Source organism: Novosphingobium aerophilum (assembly GCF_014230305.1).
GTDB lineage: Bacteria > Pseudomonadota > Alphaproteobacteria > Sphingomonadales > Sphingomonadaceae > Novosphingobium > Novosphingobium aerophilum.
The window spans coordinates 69,674-84,604 of sequence record NZ_JACLAU010000009.1; the positions used below are offsets into that span (position 1 = coordinate 69,674).

The window sequence follows — 14,931 nt, forward strand, 5'->3', positions numbered from 1 at the left end:
AGGCTTGTCCCAACGGGACTAGCCGAAGTTGAGAGGGGATTGGGGCAGGTCATGCGCGCCGGCCCCTCTCCCAACCCTCTCCCCTGAAGGGGAGAGGGCTTATGGCCGCCCCACCCCACCTTGCCATTCATCGGCCAGGGGTTTGTCCAGGCGACCCAGGACCTGTGCCGGCAGCCCCCGGTATCCGACCCTACTCGACCGCCGCGGTCGTCGCCCCTAGGGCGGGCACGCCGATGGAACGGCGCCCGCCGAAATCGGTCCGCACCACGATCAACCCGGCCTTTTCGTAGTGCTCGAGCAGGCGCCGGATGCGTCCCGAAGATTGCGTGCCATAGATCCGCGCGAGGTCCTCGTCGTCGGGGCAGGCGTGGCCCTGCTGGGCGGCACGGGCGATCACCAGGAACGGGGCGAGCAGATCGTCGGCGACGTCGCGTGCCACCTGCAGGATCTCCGCCCAGTCCGACGCATCGGGGTCGCAGCCCGCCACGGCAAGGGCGAAGCGGCGGCGGAAGGCGGCCATGTCGAGCCCGCCGGTGCCGATCCGCTTCATCCGGCAGCGCACGGTGAAATCCTGGTAGAGCGAGGCGACCGGCTGGAAGGTGCAGTCGGGCTCGGCGGCCAGCTCGAACAGGGTCTCGGTCACCGCGCGGGCCTCGTCTTCCTGCTGGAACAGGCTCGGCGCGGCAGGCGGCGGCGGCTCGTCCCCGGGCGGGCCTGCCGTTTCGATCAAGTCGAGCAAGACGGCGCTGTCGAGCGGCTCAGGCTCGGGACGGGTCGGCAGGACCTGAGCCGGCGTGCTCACGGGTTCGGCCATCTCGGCGAGCAGCAGGCTCTCCATGTCCTCGCTGGAGGCACTGGGCAGCGGCATCAGGCCCTGCACCACATTGCGCGCGCGGGTCCGCACTTCGCCGATCCGCACCGAGACCGGACGCCGGCTGATCGCCGGACCCAGGCCCAGGAAATGGCCGCGCGCCAGATCGCGGATCTGTTCCGCCTGGCGCCGCTCCATCCCCAGCAGATCGGCCGCGCGGACCATGTCGATGTCCAGGAAGGTCCGGCCCATCAGGAAATTGGACGCCTCCGCCGCAACATTCTTGGCCAGCTTGGCGAGGCGCTGGGTGGCGATGATCCCGGCCAGCCCGCGTTTGCGCCCGCGACACATGAGGTTGGTCATCGCCGCCAGGCTGATCCGCCGCACTTCGTCCGAGACATCGCCCGCGGCCGCCGGGGCGAACATCTGCGCCTCGTCCACCACGACCAGGGCCGGATACCACTCTTCACGCGGGGCATCGAACAGGGTGGACAGAAAGGTCGCCGCACAGCGCATCTGTGCTTCCAGCTCCAGCCCGTCGAGCGCCAGCACGACCGACGCCCGGTGGCGCCGGATCCGCGCGGCAAGCCGGGCGATCTCGTCGTTGGCATAGGCGCTGCCATCGATCACGACATGACCGAAGGGCTCGGCCAGGGTGACGAAATCCCCTTCCGGATCGATCACCACCTGCTGGACCACCGCGGCGCTTTCTTCCAGCAGGCGGCGCAGCAGGTGCGATTTGCCCGATCCCGAATTGCCCTGGACCAGCAGCCGGGTGGCCAGCAGCTCCTCGATATCCACGCGCACGGGTGCGCCTGCAGGATCCGAACCGATGACAACCGAAGCGCTCACCCGCGGTGCTGTTGCCGATCCCCCCCGCGGGCTCAACGGCACGGCACCGGCTTATCCACGGTGGCGACGCGAGGGTGGCGACGCGAGACAGTGGCAAACCGTCGCCGGGACCGCTAAACCCCAGCCCATGGCCGAGATCATCAATCTGCGCATGGCCCGCAAGGCCCGTCAACGGGACGCCGCCGCGCGCGGCGCTGCCGAAAATCGCGCCAAGTTCGGTCGATCACGCGCCGAACGCCTGGCTGCCGAAGCCGAGGCCACCCGCGCCGCCCGCCAGCTCGACGGCGCCCGGCGCGACCCGACCGACTGATGCGCACCACCTTCGGCAGCGCCACCGTAAGGCTCTATCGCCTGGTCGATCATGCCGGGGGCGGAGGAATGGCCGAGACCCTGCTCTATGGTCCGCTCGACGAGGCCCTGGCCCTGGCGGCCGGTTTTCCGGAGGAGATTCAGAGCGAATTGTTTCTGGCCACCGACAACGACGTGGTCGCCTATCTTGACCTGATGGCCGAATGACGATTTTTATCGTTTTATTTTAATGTTTTATCCGGCTCAATTGAGGTGAGTCGGGCTCACCCGAACTGTCCCACTTGTGAACAATTGTAAATTCGCCTGCGGAGGTTTGCACAAGTCGTGAAATTGTCTGCTATCGATCGATTGTAATTCAAAACTAGGCGATGGAGAGATGCGCCGGTCCACACAGGCGCCCAGATATGAAAGTCGCTCTTCTCGACGATGACAAGGTGGTACTCGAAACCGTCTCCAGCTTGCTGGGAGGCGCGGGGTTCCATTGCTCGACTTTCGACAATGGCCGGCAATTGGTGCGGGCGCTGCATCGCGACACGTTCGACCTGTTCGTGATCGACTGGAACCTGCCCGATCTCCCCGGCCTGAACGTGCTGGAATGGATCCGCAACCAGATCGGCGCGCAGCCGCCGGTCCTGCTGCTGACCAACCGGGTCTCGGATGAAGATATGGTGGCCGGGCTGCGTGCCGGGGCCGACGATTTTGTCACCAAGCCCTATCAGCCGGCCGTGCTGCTGGCCCGGGTCGAGGCCCTGGCGCGGCGGTCGACGATGAATCTCAGCCGGACGACCGAGACTTACGGCAAGCTCGATTTCGAACTGACCAGCAAGACCCTGCGCAATGGCGGCGAGGTGGTTCACCTGACGCCCAAGGAATTCAACCTCGCCCTGCTGCTGTTCCGGAACCTCAACCGGGCGGTCTCACGGGCGTACATTTTCGAGACGATCTGGGGCATGGACCCCGATCTGTCGACGCGGACCCTGGATATCCACATCTCCAAGATCCGCTCCAAGCTGGCCCTCCGCCCGGAATCGGGATACCGCCTGACCCCGGTCTACGGTTACGGTTACCGGCTGGAGGAATACCTGGCGTGATCCATTCCCTGGTGGTGCGAGGCGCGGCTGCCGCTGCGGTGGCCCTGTCGCTTGTTCCCGCGCACCCGGCTGACGCCGCGGGCCTTGCCAAGCGGGCGGGTGGGCCGGCCGGGATCAGAACGCCGGGGACCAGGACCAGCGCGGCGCCGCAGCCCCCTGCCGAGCCCGAGGTGGCCTATCCGGTCAAGTCCGGCGATACGCTGTACCGCCTGAGCCTGAACTACCTCACCGGCCCGCGCAGCCTCGACCGGGTGCGGCGGCTGAACCGCATTCCGGCCAACAACCTGATCATCTCCGGGCGGACCTTGCGCCTGCCGCGCAGCCTGCTGCGGGACGAGCCGGTCACCGCGAGGGTCGACAGTTTCAGCGGCGAGGTGGTGCTGCGCAGCGGAGGCGGCGCGGCAAGCCCGCCACGGGTGGGTGCGGACCTGGGCGAAGGCACGGTGATCGAGACCGGCCGACGCGGGTTCCTGTCGCTGCGTCTGGCCGACGACAGCACGGTGACCATTCCCTCGCAAAGCACGGTGCGCGTCGCTCGTCTCCGCCGCGTGCTGATCAATCAGGCGGTCGAGCGCGAATTCGCCACGCTGGGCGGGCGCGTCCGGGCGCGGGTGACGCCGATGACCGATCCGGCCAGCAGCTTTCGCGTCACCACCCCGATCACCGTCTCGGCGGTGCGCGGCACCGAGTTCCGCGTGTCCTATGATCCGCTGACCGCCCGGGCCCTGACCGAGGTGGAGGAAGGCAAGGTCCAGTTCGAGACCGAGACGGCCGCTGAGCCGGCGACTCCTGGCCCGGTGACTCCGGTCGCGGCGACGGCAGCCGATGCCCCGCGCGGCGCGCTGCTGGCGCCGGGCTTCGGTGCCGTGGCCGGACGGAGCGGAGTGGGCCAGGCCCGGGCCCTGCTGGAAGCGCCTCGGCTGGTCGATCCGGATCGGCCGCAAACCGCGGCGGACCTGTCCTTCGCGGTCGCACCGGATGCGGCGGCCGCCGGTTACCGGGTCCAGATCGGCCGCGACGCGGGATTGCTCGACCTGGTCGACGAGGCGAGCGGGGCCGAGCCGAGTTTCACCCTGGCCGGCCTGCCGACCGGGACCTATTTCGTTCGCGTGGCCGCCCTCGACGATCAGGGCGCCGAGGGTCGCGGCCGCACCTATGCCTTCGACCGGGTGCTGAACGCCGTGTCGGGTGCAGCCACGGCCGAAGGGCGGCGCTATCGCTTCAAGTGGACCAGCGTCGCCGCGGGCACGCCGCAGTTCCGCTTCCGGCTGGCGCGCAAGGATCGTCCTGACCTGCCGCTGGTCGACGAGGCCATGGGCAGCGCCAAGGAAATCGCCGTCACCGCCTTGCGCCCGGGCGAATACACCTGGCGCGTGCTGTCGCTGGTCCCCTTCGGTGACAAGGTGATTGCCACCTGGTCGGCCGAGCAGGGCTTCGAGGTGACGGCGCGCAAGTGAGCGCGCCCCGCTCGCCGCTGCGCCGCGAATGGTGGCTCCTGGCGGCGATCTGCCTGATCGGTGCGGCCGCGCTGGATCGCAGCGGGCTGACCGCGCGGCTCGATCACATCGTCTATGATGCGCTGCTCTCCCGGCGCCCTGCCCCTGCGACCGGGCGTATCCTGATCGTCGCGCTGGACGAGCGCAGCCTGACGAGCGTCGGCCCCTGGCCCTGGCCGCGGTCGGCGCAGGCCCAACTGGTCCGACGCCTGGCCGCCGCCCGGCCTCGGGCGATCGGGCTGGATGTTCTGCTCAGCGAACCACGAGACGCCGCCGGCGACCGGGCCCTGGCCGAGGCCATCGCTGCCGCCGGCAACGTGTACCTGCCGCTGGCTTTCACCGTGCCCGGACGCAATGGCCGGCCGGTCGACCTCGAGCGGGCCATTCCCGCAATCGCCCGGGCCAGCGCCGGGACCGGCCATGTCAACCTGTCGCCCGATGCCGACGGCGTCACCCGCAGCGCCTGGCTGACCTATGGCGCGGGCGGCGCAAGATGGTCGGCCCTGCCCGCAGCCATGCTGGGCCAGCGCCCCGGCCCGGTCCCGATCGAGCCGGGGGTAACCCGATCAAGCCCGGTCATGATCGATTTTCCCGGACCGGCGGGCACCCTTGCGACGGTCTCGGCCGCGAGCGTGCTGCGCGGCGAGGTGCCGCCCGAACTGATCGCCGGCAAGTATGTGCTGGTCGGCATGACGGCCAGCGGCCTGGGCGACATGCATGCCACGCCCATGGCCGGCGCAGGCCCGCTGATGCCCGGGGTCGAGATCCAGGGCAGCCTGCTCGCCACCCTGCTGTCGGACCGGCATCTGGTTCCGGGCACCCCCGTGGAGCGCCTCGGCTTTTCCCTCGCTCCCGTGCTGCTGCTGGTCCTCGCCCTGGCCGCCCTGCCCACGCGGCGCGGATTGCTGGCCGCCCTGGCGCTGACCCTGGCCACCCTGGCGGCCAGTGCCGCGCTGCTGATGCTGGCCAACCTCTGGCTGCCGCCAGCCACCGCCATGGTGGCCCTGGTGGCCAGCTACGCCGTGTGGTCCTGGCGCCGTCTGGCCGTGGCAAGCCACCTCGTCTCACGTGAGCTTGAGCGTGCCAGCCGCGAGGCCGGGCTGCTGGCCCAGGGCCCGCCCGAGGCGACCGGCGGCGTGCTGGACCGACAACTCGCCCTGCTGGCCGACATCACCGCGCGCGAGCGGGAACTGCGGCACGAGCATGATGCGGTGATCCGCCTGCTCTCGCACGACATGCGGGCGCCGCAGAGTGCGATCCTGGCCCTGCTCGACAGCAATGGCGACTGCCCGCCGGAGCTGGCCGCGCGCCTGCGCAGCCATGCCCACCGCACGCTCGATCTGGCCGACGGGTTCGTCAGCCTGTCGCGCGCGCAGCTGGTCGAACTCGGCGCCGAACTGATATCACTTACCGATATCGCACTGGACGCAGCGGACACGCTTTGGGCCCAGGCCCGGGCCCGCACCATGATGATCCGCGTGATAGAGCCTCAGGACGAGATGCTGGTGCGCGGCGACCGTTCGCTGCTCACCCGCATGCTGGTCAATCTGGTCGACAACGCGGTGAAGTATGGCGAGGCCGGGACCGACGTGATCCTGCGGATCGCGACCGCACCCGACCAGGCCCGGATCGACATCACGAACCACGGGCCGGACATTCCCCCTGACCAGCTTGAGCAGATCTTCGAGCGCTTCGCCCGCGCTCCCGATGCGAACCGTCGCGCCGATGGCTTCGGGCTGGGGCTGGCGTTTGTGCAGACCGTGGCCACCCGCCATGGCGGCCGCGTCGACTGCCGCAGCCAGGACGGCGAGACCGGCTTCAGCGTCGAGCTGCCGCTGGCCCGGCCGTAAGCCCGCCCTTGAGCGCCGCGCAGAGCGGGGCAACCAGGGCCGTCCCGTCGCCCGGGCTCTCGCGCTTGCCCAGCACAGCCAGCACGGACCCGCGCCAGCGGAGCTCACCTGTGACACGATCGGTCAGGGCCAGGGTCAGCTCCTCGCGGTCGCGGCTGCGCGAACCCCGGCTGCGGGGCGGCTCCTCGCCGGCGCGCAGCACGGCGGCGGGGGCCGGCCGCACCGCGTGGGAGACCTGGACCAGGGTCGCGGCCGGCTTGCCGGGCGCCAACCCGGCCGCCTGCAGGCAAGCTTCGAGCCCGGCGAGGGCCGGCGGTGCCGGCGCGTCCTTGTCGGGCTGGACCACAGCATAGGGACCGCCCGGTAGGGCACCGGACACGACCACCTGCTGCGGGGGCAGCGTGGCACAGGCGGCCAGCGGCAGGATCAGGCCGGTCAGGATGGAGCAGCGCAGCATCGTCATGGCCTGGCGTTAGACAAGGCGGATCAAGGGAGCAACTCGGCGGCGAGCCTGGCGCACAGTCTTTACAATTCGGCACACGGGACAGCCGTCAGGGGGCGCGCCGGCAGCAGGGTAACGTGGTCGGCCGCGACCCGCCGGACAGGGCAAGGCCAGCCCCGACTCTGTTATAGGTGAGTTTACGTACGTCTTTGCCCTTATTTAACCACGTTGCGCGCAAGACGGGACCATGCCGAGGACCCTTCTTCGCACCGCTCTCCTGCCGGCTGGCCTGCTGGCGCCGCTCTGCGCGCCGCCGGCCGGAGCGACGGGCGTGCCGGCCGGAACGGTGATCGAGAACGTCGCGACGGCCAGCTACAGCAACGGCTCGGGCACCGCCTCGGTCCAATCGAACAAGGTCAGCCTGCGGGTGGATGAACTGCTCGACGTGGCGGTAGCCGGGCTGGCCTCAGCGCCGGTGCCGATCGCGGCGGGCACGGCAGCGCTACCCTATGCGGTGACCAACAGCGGCAACGGCCCCGAAGCCTTTGCCCTGACGGCCGAGGCCGCCGTGGCAGGCAATCCTTTCACCCCCACCGTCCAGGGCATCGTCGTCGATAGCAATGACAACGGCACTTATGATCCCGGGGTCGACACCCCGCTCGCCCCCGGTGCCGCGACCCCCGCCCTGGCCGCCGATGCCGCCGCCCGGGTTTTCGTGCTGGTCGGCCTGCCGGCCGGGGTCGCGGACGCGGCGACCAGCCAGGTGCGCCTGACCGCCGCCGCCGTCACCGGCGCGGGCACTCCCGGCACGGCCTTCGCCGGTCGCGGCGAGGGCGGCGTCGATGCCGTGGTGGGAGCGACCACCGCCCGCTCCGCCGCGCTGGCCGCGGTGATCACCCGGATCGGTGCCGTGTCCCTCACCAAGTCGGCGGCCATCGTCGATCCGTTCGGCGGCACCCGCCCCCTCCCCGGCGCGCTGGTGACTTACAGCCTGGTGGCCCGGATCGTCGGCTCGGGCTCGGCCGAAGGCGTCGTGGTCAGCGACGGCGTGCCGACCGGAACCACTTACCAGCCCGGCACCATGAAGCTGGACGGCGCGGCCCTGACCGATGCCGCGGACAGCGATGCCGGTTCGGCCGGCACGGCCGGAATTTCCGTCGCGCTCGGCACACTACTCTCCGGAAGCGCCGATCGCACCATCACCTTCACCGTGAAAATCAACTGAGGAAGACCGCCATGATCCGACAGACTCTGCTTGCTACTGCCGCGGCCCTGGCCGCATTCACTGCCCTGCCCGCCGCGGCGACCCAGGCCGTGGCCGAACCGGCTGCCGGCCCGGTCTCGCTGTCGGGCGACGTCAAGGTCGACCGGACGGTGACCGAGAACGGCCAGACCCGCCACGTGCTGGTCCAGCCGGACAAGGTCGTCCCGGGCGAACGGCTGGTGTTCACGACCAGCTATCGCAACAGCGGGACCCGGCCGATCCAGAACTTCGTGGTGACGAACCCGCTGCCTCCGGCCGTGGCCCTCGCCGAGACCGGCTCGGGCGACTACCTGGTCTCGGTCGACGGCGGGGCCCACTGGGGTCCCCTTGCCAGCCTGACTGTCGCTGACGGCAAGGGCGGCTCGCGTCCGGCCACGGGCGCCGACGTCACGCACCTGCGCTGGACCATTCCGCAGATCGCACCCGGCGCTTCGGGTACGGTCGAATATCACGCCACGGTTCGCTGAACCGCCCCTTGCTGCGTCCGCCGGTGGGGAGCGGACACCCTGTAAATCAAGGACAAGTCAATGAAGAACTCTACCAGACTTCTGGCGACGGCGGGCCTGTGCGCGCTGGGCGCCGGGCTTGGCTCGGGTTCCGCCCAGGCGGCGGGGACTCTGGCCGGGCAGACCATCACCAACACGGTGACCGTCAACTTCCAGGTGGGCGGCGTGACCCAGACCGCACAGACCGGGACCAATGCGGTCACGGTCGACCGCCGGGTGGTCCTGACGATCACCGGTGCGCCGGCCACCACCACATCCGCCCCCGGGCAGATCGACGCGGTGACGGCTTTCCAGGTGACCAACAGCTCGAACGACACGCTCGACATGCAACTGGCCGCGGTCAACCAGGCCGGCGGCACGACGGTCCACGGCGCCACCGACGTGATCGACGTGGCGAACTTCGCCTACTTCCTCGATTCCAACAGCAACGGGGTCTACGACGCCGGGGTCGACGCCCAGATCACCTACCTCGATGAGATCGCGCCCGACACGACCCGGACCGTGTTCGTCCATGGCGACCTGCCCGCCAACGCAACCAACACCCAGGCTTCGGGTATCGTGCTGACCGCGCGGGCCTCGGCCGCCGGGACGGCCGGGACCCAGGGTGCCCTGCTGACCGCCACGACCACGGCCAACACCGCCGGGGTCGATACCGTGTTTGGCGATGCCGCCGGGGCGACCGACGCCGCCAGCGACGGCGCCTTCTCGGCCCGGGGCAGCTACACGGTTGCGGCGGCGGTGCTCAGCGTCAACAAGTACGCCACGATCATCAGCGATCCGATCAACGGCACGACCAACCCCAAGGCCATTCCCGGCGCTGTGCTGGAATACTGCCTGGCCGTGGCGAACGGCACCGGCGCGGCGACCGCGACCGGCCTGACCCTGAGCGATCCCCTGCCCTCGACCGTGACGTACAACAGCGCGTTCGGGATCTTCGTGAACGCCACGGTCACCGGCACGACCTGCTCCGGCGGGACAGCCGGCGGCACCTTCGCCGCCACCCCGACCCCGACGGTGAGCGGCACGCTGACCAACCTTGCTGCCGGAACGTCGTCGGCGCTGCGGTTCCGCGTGACGATCAACTGACGCCGCGTGCCGGGTCCGGCGACGCCGGACCCGCGCATCGCCCGCGCCATGCCCGCGATCATGCCAGCCAGCCATCCCTTGCGGGCGGCGGGAGCGCTTTGCTGCGCCCTGTTGTGTGCCCTGTTCTGTGGCCTCCTCGCGGGGTTCGCGGCGCCGGCGCACGCGCAGGCGATCAGCAACACCGCGCGGGCGAGCTGGAACCAGGGCGGGGATAGCTTTTCCGCCCTGTCCAACACCGTGACCTTCGAGGTCACGTCATCGGTGGTGACGGTCGAGACCTTCGCCTCGGCGCAAAGCCTGGTGTCGCTGAGCTATACCCCCACCCGCTGCGGCAACACGCCGATGCTCGCGGGCAACGGGGCGGCCGAGATCCCCATCAGCGCCGGGGTGACGCCTGCCACCAAGGTGCGGATCGGGGAACCCTTTTACTTCCGCGTCACGGCCCCGGCGGCCAACCTCGATCCCCGCGCCATCGACCGGCTGGAAACCACGCTGGAGACCACCAGCGGCGATCGCGAGACGATGGAAATCTTCGAAACCGCTCCCAACAGCGGGGTTTTCGCCGGTGGCGTTCCCACGGCGCCGATCCCGCCGGATGCGCGCGCGGAGGATTGCCAGCTCAGCGTGGCCAAGGGGGACTCGATCTCGATCGTGTACCGCCAGAGCAACGACAAGGCCGTCCTGGCCACGGCCCATCTCGACGTTCTGGCCGATCCGTTCGGCTATGTCTTCGACAGCGAGGATGGCAGCCCGATCGACGGGGCGCGCGTGACGCTGGTCGATGCCGACACGGGACAGCCCGCCCGGGTCTTCGCCTTCGACGGCCAGACAAGGTGGCCGGCAACGGTCATCACCGGCCAGCCCATCGTCGACGCCGCGGGGAACCGCTACCCCATGCCTCCAGGCGAGTATCGCTTCCCGCTGGCCCCGCGCGGCCAGTACCGCCTGATCGTCGAACCTCCCGGCCCCTATGTCAGCCCATCGACCGCGACGGCGACGCAGCTTGCCGGAGTGCTGCGACCCGACGGCTCGCCGCTCACGCTCAGTCCGGCCTCGACCGGCGGAACCTTTGCACGCGACTCGCCCGATGCGGTGCGGGTCGACGTTCCGGTGGACCGGCCCGGCAAACCCGTGACGCTGAGCAAAAGCGTGTCGCGCCAGCGCGTCCAGCCGGGCGATCTGGTGTTCTACACCATTGTGGTCGGCAATCCCGATGCTCGCCGCGCGAAGCGCGAGGTGCGCCTGCGTGACGCGCCCGACGCGGCCCTGCGCCTGCGTCCCGGATCGCTGCGGATCGACGGGGGACTGCCCGGCGACGCGCTCCGCATCGCCGCTGACGGATCGAGCTTCGACCTGCAGCTTGGCACCCTGCCCGGCGGGGCTCGCCGCAAGATCACTTACGCCGCCTCGGTGCGTCCCGATGCCAACCCCGGCGCCGCCCAGAACCGGGCGACGGCGACCGATTCGCGCGGGCTGATCGCCGCCGCGGGAGCCGTGGTCCAGGTGGAGGAGGACGGGCTCACCGCAAGGATGACCCTGGTCGGCCGGGTGACCGATGGCGGATGCGCGGCGCGCGGTGCCGGAGCCGGCATTCCGGGCGTGCGGGTCACGCTGGAGGACGGCAGCTTCGCGGTCACCGACGCCGATGGGCGATACCATTTCGAGGGCCTGGTTCCCGGCAGTCACGTGGTGCAGGTCGCCGCCTCGACCCTGCCCGAGGGCGGGCGCTTCGTCGACTGCGAGCGCTCGACCGCCGCGGCGGGCAGCGCCACCTCGCGCTTCGTGCGGGGCCAGGGCGGCAGTCTGGTGGTCGCCGACTTCCGCGCGCGCCTGCCCGCCGGGACGCCGGCCCGGATCACGGCGGATCCGATGCCCGAACCGCCCAGCGACAAGACTGCGGCCGGTGCCGAGATCGACTGGCTGGCCAAGGCCGAAGGGCCACCCGCGATCCTCTTCCCCGCCCCTGACCACAACCCCCGCGCCCCGTCGATCCGGGTCGCGATCCGCCACCGTGCCGACCAGACCGTGACCCTTTCGAGCGACGGCAAGCCGGTCGACCCGGTGGCCTTCGACGGGCTGAAGCTCGATGCCGGCCGGACCCGGGCAGTCAGCCTGTGGCGCGGCGTGCCCCTGACCGGGGAGACCACCTTGCTGCGCGCCGAGGTCCGCAATGCCGACGGCACACTGGCGGCCGACCTGTCGCGCGAGGTGCATTTCACCGAGACGCCCGCCGACGTGCAGCTCCTGCCCGAGCGGTCGCGGCTGGTCGCCGACGGGCGGACCCGCCCGATCGTGGCATTGCGGCTGGTCGATCGTCATGGCCGTCCGGTCCATGCCGGCCTGTCGGGCCAGTTCGTGCTGTCCGCCCCCTATGAAACGGCCGACGCGGCCGATGCCCGGCAGACCCGGGCCCTGTCGGGCGCTGCTGCCGTCGCGCCGCACTGGACCGTCAAGGGCGACGACGGCGTGGCCTATGTCGAGCTGGCGCCGACCATGGTCAGCGGGGCGCTGCAACTGGATTTCGTCTTCCCCGACAGCCAGCAGCAGCAGGCCCCGCGCCGCCGCACCCTGCAAAGCTGGATCGTCCCCGGCGAGGTGCCGTGGACCCTGGTCGGCCTCGCCGAAGGCACGGTCGGCGCCCGCAGCCTGGCGGACGAGATGGAGCGGACCGGACGGCTGTCGAGCGATCTCGGCCGGAACGCACGGGTCGCCTTCTATGCCAAGGGCCGGCTGAAGGGCGCGACGCTGCTGACCCTCGCCTATGACAGCGCCAAGCAGCGCAGTGACCAGGCGCTGCTCGGCGCGATCGATCCGCGCGCCTACTACACGGTCTATGCCGATGCCTCGGCCCGGCGCTTCGACGCGGCCAGCCGTGAGCGGCTCTACGTGCGGATCGAGGGGCGCGCCTTCACCGCGCTGTTCGGCGATTTCGAAACCGGCTTCGCCCAGACCCTGCTCGCGCGGTACAACCGCATTGCAACGGGGGCAAAAGCCGAATTCAACAATGGCCGGCTCCATGCCCAGGCCTTCGCGACGCGCGTCGCCGGACGCCACCGGCGGGTCGAGCTGCAGGGCGCGGGCATCACCGGCCCTTACCGCCTCGGTCGCGAACCGGTGATCCCCAACAGCGAGATCGTCACGCTTGAGGTGCGCGATCGCCTGCGTTCCGAGGTGATCCTCGAACGCCGGACCCTGGCCCGCTTCCTCGATTACGACGTGGACCTCCTGGCCGGCACGCTCACCTTCAAGCAGCCGGTGCTGAGCCGCGACCCGGCGCTCAATCCGCAGTTCATCGTGGTCGATTACGACATCGATCCCGGCAGCTCGGCCAGCGGGGCCCTCAACGCCGGTCTGCGCACCGACTGGACCACCCGCGACGGGCGCCTGCGGGTTGGGGCAACCGCGGTGACCGACCAGGGCGACGCCGCCCGGACCACGCTGGGCGCCACCGACCTGCGGTTCCGGCCCGATGCCCGGACCGAAGTCCGGGCCGAGGGCGCGGTCTCGGCCCGGGCGGGCGCGACCGCTTCGGCCTGGCTGGTCGAGGCCGAACGGCGCGACGGGCAGGTCTCGCTGCTGGCCTATGCGCGCTCGGCCGATGCGGCCTTCGGGCTGGGCCAGCTCAACGGCGCCGAGGCCGGCCGGCGCAAGCTGGGCGCCGATGCGCGGGTCGCCCTGAGCGGCACGCTCTCGCTCGGCGCCAGCGCCTGGGCCGATCGCAGCCTGACTGACGGCAGCCACCGCGAGGCCCTGCGCCTGCGCGGCGAGTACCGCACCCGCCCGACCACCGCCTGGATCGGTGCCAGCGCGCTGCAGGACCATCTGGCCGACGGCACCAGCGCCTCCTCGGTCCAGCTCGAGGCCGGGGTCGGGCGGCGCTACCTGGGGGGCAAGCTGCAGGTCGACGCCGGCACCAGCCTGGCCCTCGGCCGCAACGCCGCCGCCGACCTGCCCTCGCGCCACCAGCTCTCGGCCGGCTATGCGGTGACCCCCTGGCTCAAGCTGATGGGCACTTACGAGATCGCGCTCGGCACGGTTCGCGCCCAGACCGCGCGGGCCGGGTTCGAGGTCCAGCCGTGGCGCGGCGGACGGGCGACGAGCGGCCTCGCCCGGCAGCGGATCGGCGAGAACGGCCAGCGCACCTTCGCCGCCTTCGGCCTGGCCCAGGCCTGGCAGGTCAACCGCCGCCTGAGCCTGGATGCCTCGCTCGATGCCAACCGCGTGCTGTCGGGCTTTGCCCCGGCCAAGGTGCTCAATCCGGCCCAGCCGCTGTCGAGCGGCGGGCACCTGGGCGGGGATGGCACCCTGGCCGAAGGCTTCACCGCGCTCACCCTCGGCGCGAGTTGGCGTGCCGAGCGCTGGACGGTGACCGGGCGCGGCGAATGGCGCGACGGGGAACTGGCCCGCCGCCGCGGCCTGACCTTCGGGGCGATCCGCCAGCTCGGCGAGGGCCGTATGCTGGGCGCCGGGGCGACCTGGACCCGGGCGACCGGCGCCGACGGCAGCCGCAGCGAACTGCTCGACGGAACCGTGGCCCTCGCCTGGCGCCCGGCGGATTCGCGCGTGGCGGTGCTGTCGCGGCTGGAGCTGCGCGCCGATACCGCCGTGACGGGGACAGGCTCAGCCTCCGGTGCGGACCGTCTCGCCCTCGGCGATCTGTTCAGCGCCGGTTCCGCCGGTCGGTCTCGCCGGGTGATCGCCAGCGTCTCGACCAACTGGTCACCCTGGCGAGGGCGCGGCGAGGACGCGGTCCAGCGCTTCGAGCTGGGCCTGTTCGGGGCGGTCCGGGCCAAGCTCGACGGGTTCGACGACCAGCGCATCGCCGGGACCACCCTGCTCACCGGGCTCGACCTGCGGATCGGCCTGACCCCGCGCCTGTCGATCGGCGGCAGCGCCACGCTGCGCAGCAACCTGGGCGATGGCACCACCCGCGTGGCCTATGGCCCGCAAGTCTCGATCAGCCCGACGAAGGACATGGTGCTGAGCCTGGGCTACACCCTGTCCGGCTACCGCGACCGCGACTTCGCCGAGACCCGATCGACGCGCCAGGGCGTGTTCGCCAGCCTGCGGATGAAGTTCGATGCCGACGGACTGGGGTTCCTGGGGCTGGGTCGGCGCTAGTGGGGAGGGTTGAAAGGCCGGTTTTGCCCGAAGTCGGACCTTTGTTTCCTCCCCGGTACGGGGAGGGGGACCACCGAAGGTGGTGGAGGGGCACTCTCCTTGG

The 14,931-nt window shown here is 70.9% G+C and carries 11 protein-coding genes; 9 read left to right on the forward strand and 2 right to left on the reverse strand.

Going from position 1 to position 14,931, the window contains the following annotated elements; genetic code table 11:
- Positions 1-190: 190 nt before the first annotated feature.
- Positions 191-1,663, reverse strand: coding sequence for a helicase HerA domain-containing protein (locus H7F49_RS08445; RefSeq protein WP_185683147.1), 1,473 nt, complete (start codon positions 1,661-1,663; stop codon positions 191-193).
- Positions 1,664-1,790: 127 nt separating this feature from the next.
- Between H7F49_RS08445 and H7F49_RS08450 the strand changes: the two genes are divergently transcribed.
- From H7F49_RS08450 to H7F49_RS08470, 5 genes are all read left to right on the forward strand, one after another.
- Positions 1,791-1,973, forward strand: coding sequence for a DUF4169 family protein (locus H7F49_RS08450; protein ID WP_185683148.1), 183 nt, complete (start codon positions 1,791-1,793; stop codon positions 1,971-1,973).
- Entirely contained in the window at positions 1,973-2,179 is a 207-nt protein-coding gene (locus tag H7F49_RS08455; RefSeq protein ID WP_185683149.1) for a hypothetical protein, read from the forward strand. The genes H7F49_RS08450 and H7F49_RS08455 overlap by 1 nt, the downstream gene beginning before the upstream one ends.
- A gap of 197 nt (positions 2,180-2,376) precedes the next feature.
- Positions 2,377-3,063: a response regulator transcription factor gene (locus H7F49_RS08460; RefSeq protein ID WP_185683150.1), complete on the forward strand. Its 687-nt coding sequence runs from the start codon at positions 2,377-2,379 to the stop codon at positions 3,061-3,063.
- On the forward strand, positions 3,060-4,520 hold the full coding sequence (locus H7F49_RS08465; protein ID WP_185683151.1) for a FecR domain-containing protein: 1,461 nt from the start codon (positions 3,060-3,062) through the stop codon (positions 4,518-4,520). The genes H7F49_RS08460 and H7F49_RS08465 overlap by 4 nt, the downstream gene beginning before the upstream one ends.
- The gene (locus H7F49_RS08470) at positions 4,517-6,409 is read left to right on the forward strand and encodes a CHASE2 domain-containing protein (protein WP_185683152.1); all 1,893 of its coding nucleotides are present in this window, start codon (positions 4,517-4,519) and stop codon (positions 6,407-6,409) included. Before H7F49_RS08465 ends, H7F49_RS08470 begins: the two co-directional genes overlap by 4 nt.
- On the opposite strand, the gene H7F49_RS08475 is transcribed toward H7F49_RS08470, so the two are convergent.
- A complete protein-coding gene (locus tag H7F49_RS08475; RefSeq protein ID WP_185683153.1) occupies positions 6,378-6,872 on the reverse strand; it encodes a hypothetical protein in 495 nt (164 codons plus the stop codon). The two genes, H7F49_RS08470 and H7F49_RS08475, sit on opposite strands and share 32 nt — an antisense overlap.
- Positions 6,873-7,098: 226 nt before the next feature.
- Between H7F49_RS08475 and H7F49_RS08480 the strand changes: the two genes are divergently transcribed.
- Genes H7F49_RS08480 through H7F49_RS08495 form a run of 4 tightly spaced genes read left to right on the forward strand, consistent with a single transcriptional unit; the run spans position 7,099 to position 14,828 of the window.
- Positions 7,099-8,076 (forward strand): hypothetical protein, encoded by a 978-nt coding sequence (locus H7F49_RS08480; protein ID WP_185683154.1) that lies wholly within the window; start codon positions 7,099-7,101, stop codon positions 8,074-8,076.
- An 11-nt stretch (positions 8,077-8,087) separates the two neighbouring features.
- Complete coding sequence (locus tag H7F49_RS08485; RefSeq protein WP_185683155.1) at positions 8,088-8,582, forward strand: DUF11 domain-containing protein; 495 nt, start codon at positions 8,088-8,090, stop codon at positions 8,580-8,582.
- Between the two features lie 60 nt (positions 8,583-8,642).
- Positions 8,643-9,707 (forward strand): hypothetical protein, encoded by a 1,065-nt coding sequence (locus H7F49_RS08490; protein ID WP_185683156.1) that lies wholly within the window; start codon positions 8,643-8,645, stop codon positions 9,705-9,707.
- Positions 9,708-9,755: 48 nt separating this feature from the next.
- On the forward strand, positions 9,756-14,828 hold the full coding sequence (locus tag H7F49_RS08495; RefSeq protein WP_235982024.1) for a carboxypeptidase-like regulatory domain-containing protein: 5,073 nt from the start codon (positions 9,756-9,758) through the stop codon (positions 14,826-14,828).
- Positions 14,829-14,931 lie beyond the last annotated feature (103 nt).

Bases quoted from the DNA above. Each gene is read 5' to 3' on its own strand.
- H7F49_RS08450 (WP_185683148.1), top strand. From the start codon at position 1,791: ATGGCCGAGATCATCAATCTGCGCATGGCCCGCAAGGCCCGTCAACGG.
- H7F49_RS08475 (WP_185683153.1), bottom strand. From the start codon at position 6,872: ATGACGATGCTGCGCTGCTCCATCCTGACCGGCCTGATCCTGCCGCTG.
- H7F49_RS08460 (WP_185683150.1), top strand. From the start codon at position 2,377: ATGAAAGTCGCTCTTCTCGACGATGACAAGGTGGTACTCGAAACCGTC.
- H7F49_RS08490 (WP_185683156.1), top strand. From the start codon at position 8,643: ATGAAGAACTCTACCAGACTTCTGGCGACGGCGGGCCTGTGCGCGCTG.
- H7F49_RS08480 (WP_185683154.1), top strand. From the start codon at position 7,099: ATGCCGAGGACCCTTCTTCGCACCGCTCTCCTGCCGGCTGGCCTGCTG.
- H7F49_RS08455 (WP_185683149.1), top strand. From the start codon at position 1,973: ATGCGCACCACCTTCGGCAGCGCCACCGTAAGGCTCTATCGCCTGGTC.
- H7F49_RS08485 (WP_185683155.1), top strand. From the start codon at position 8,088: ATGATCCGACAGACTCTGCTTGCTACTGCCGCGGCCCTGGCCGCATTC.
- H7F49_RS08495 (WP_235982024.1), top strand. From the start codon at position 9,756: ATGCCCGCGATCATGCCAGCCAGCCATCCCTTGCGGGCGGCGGGAGCG.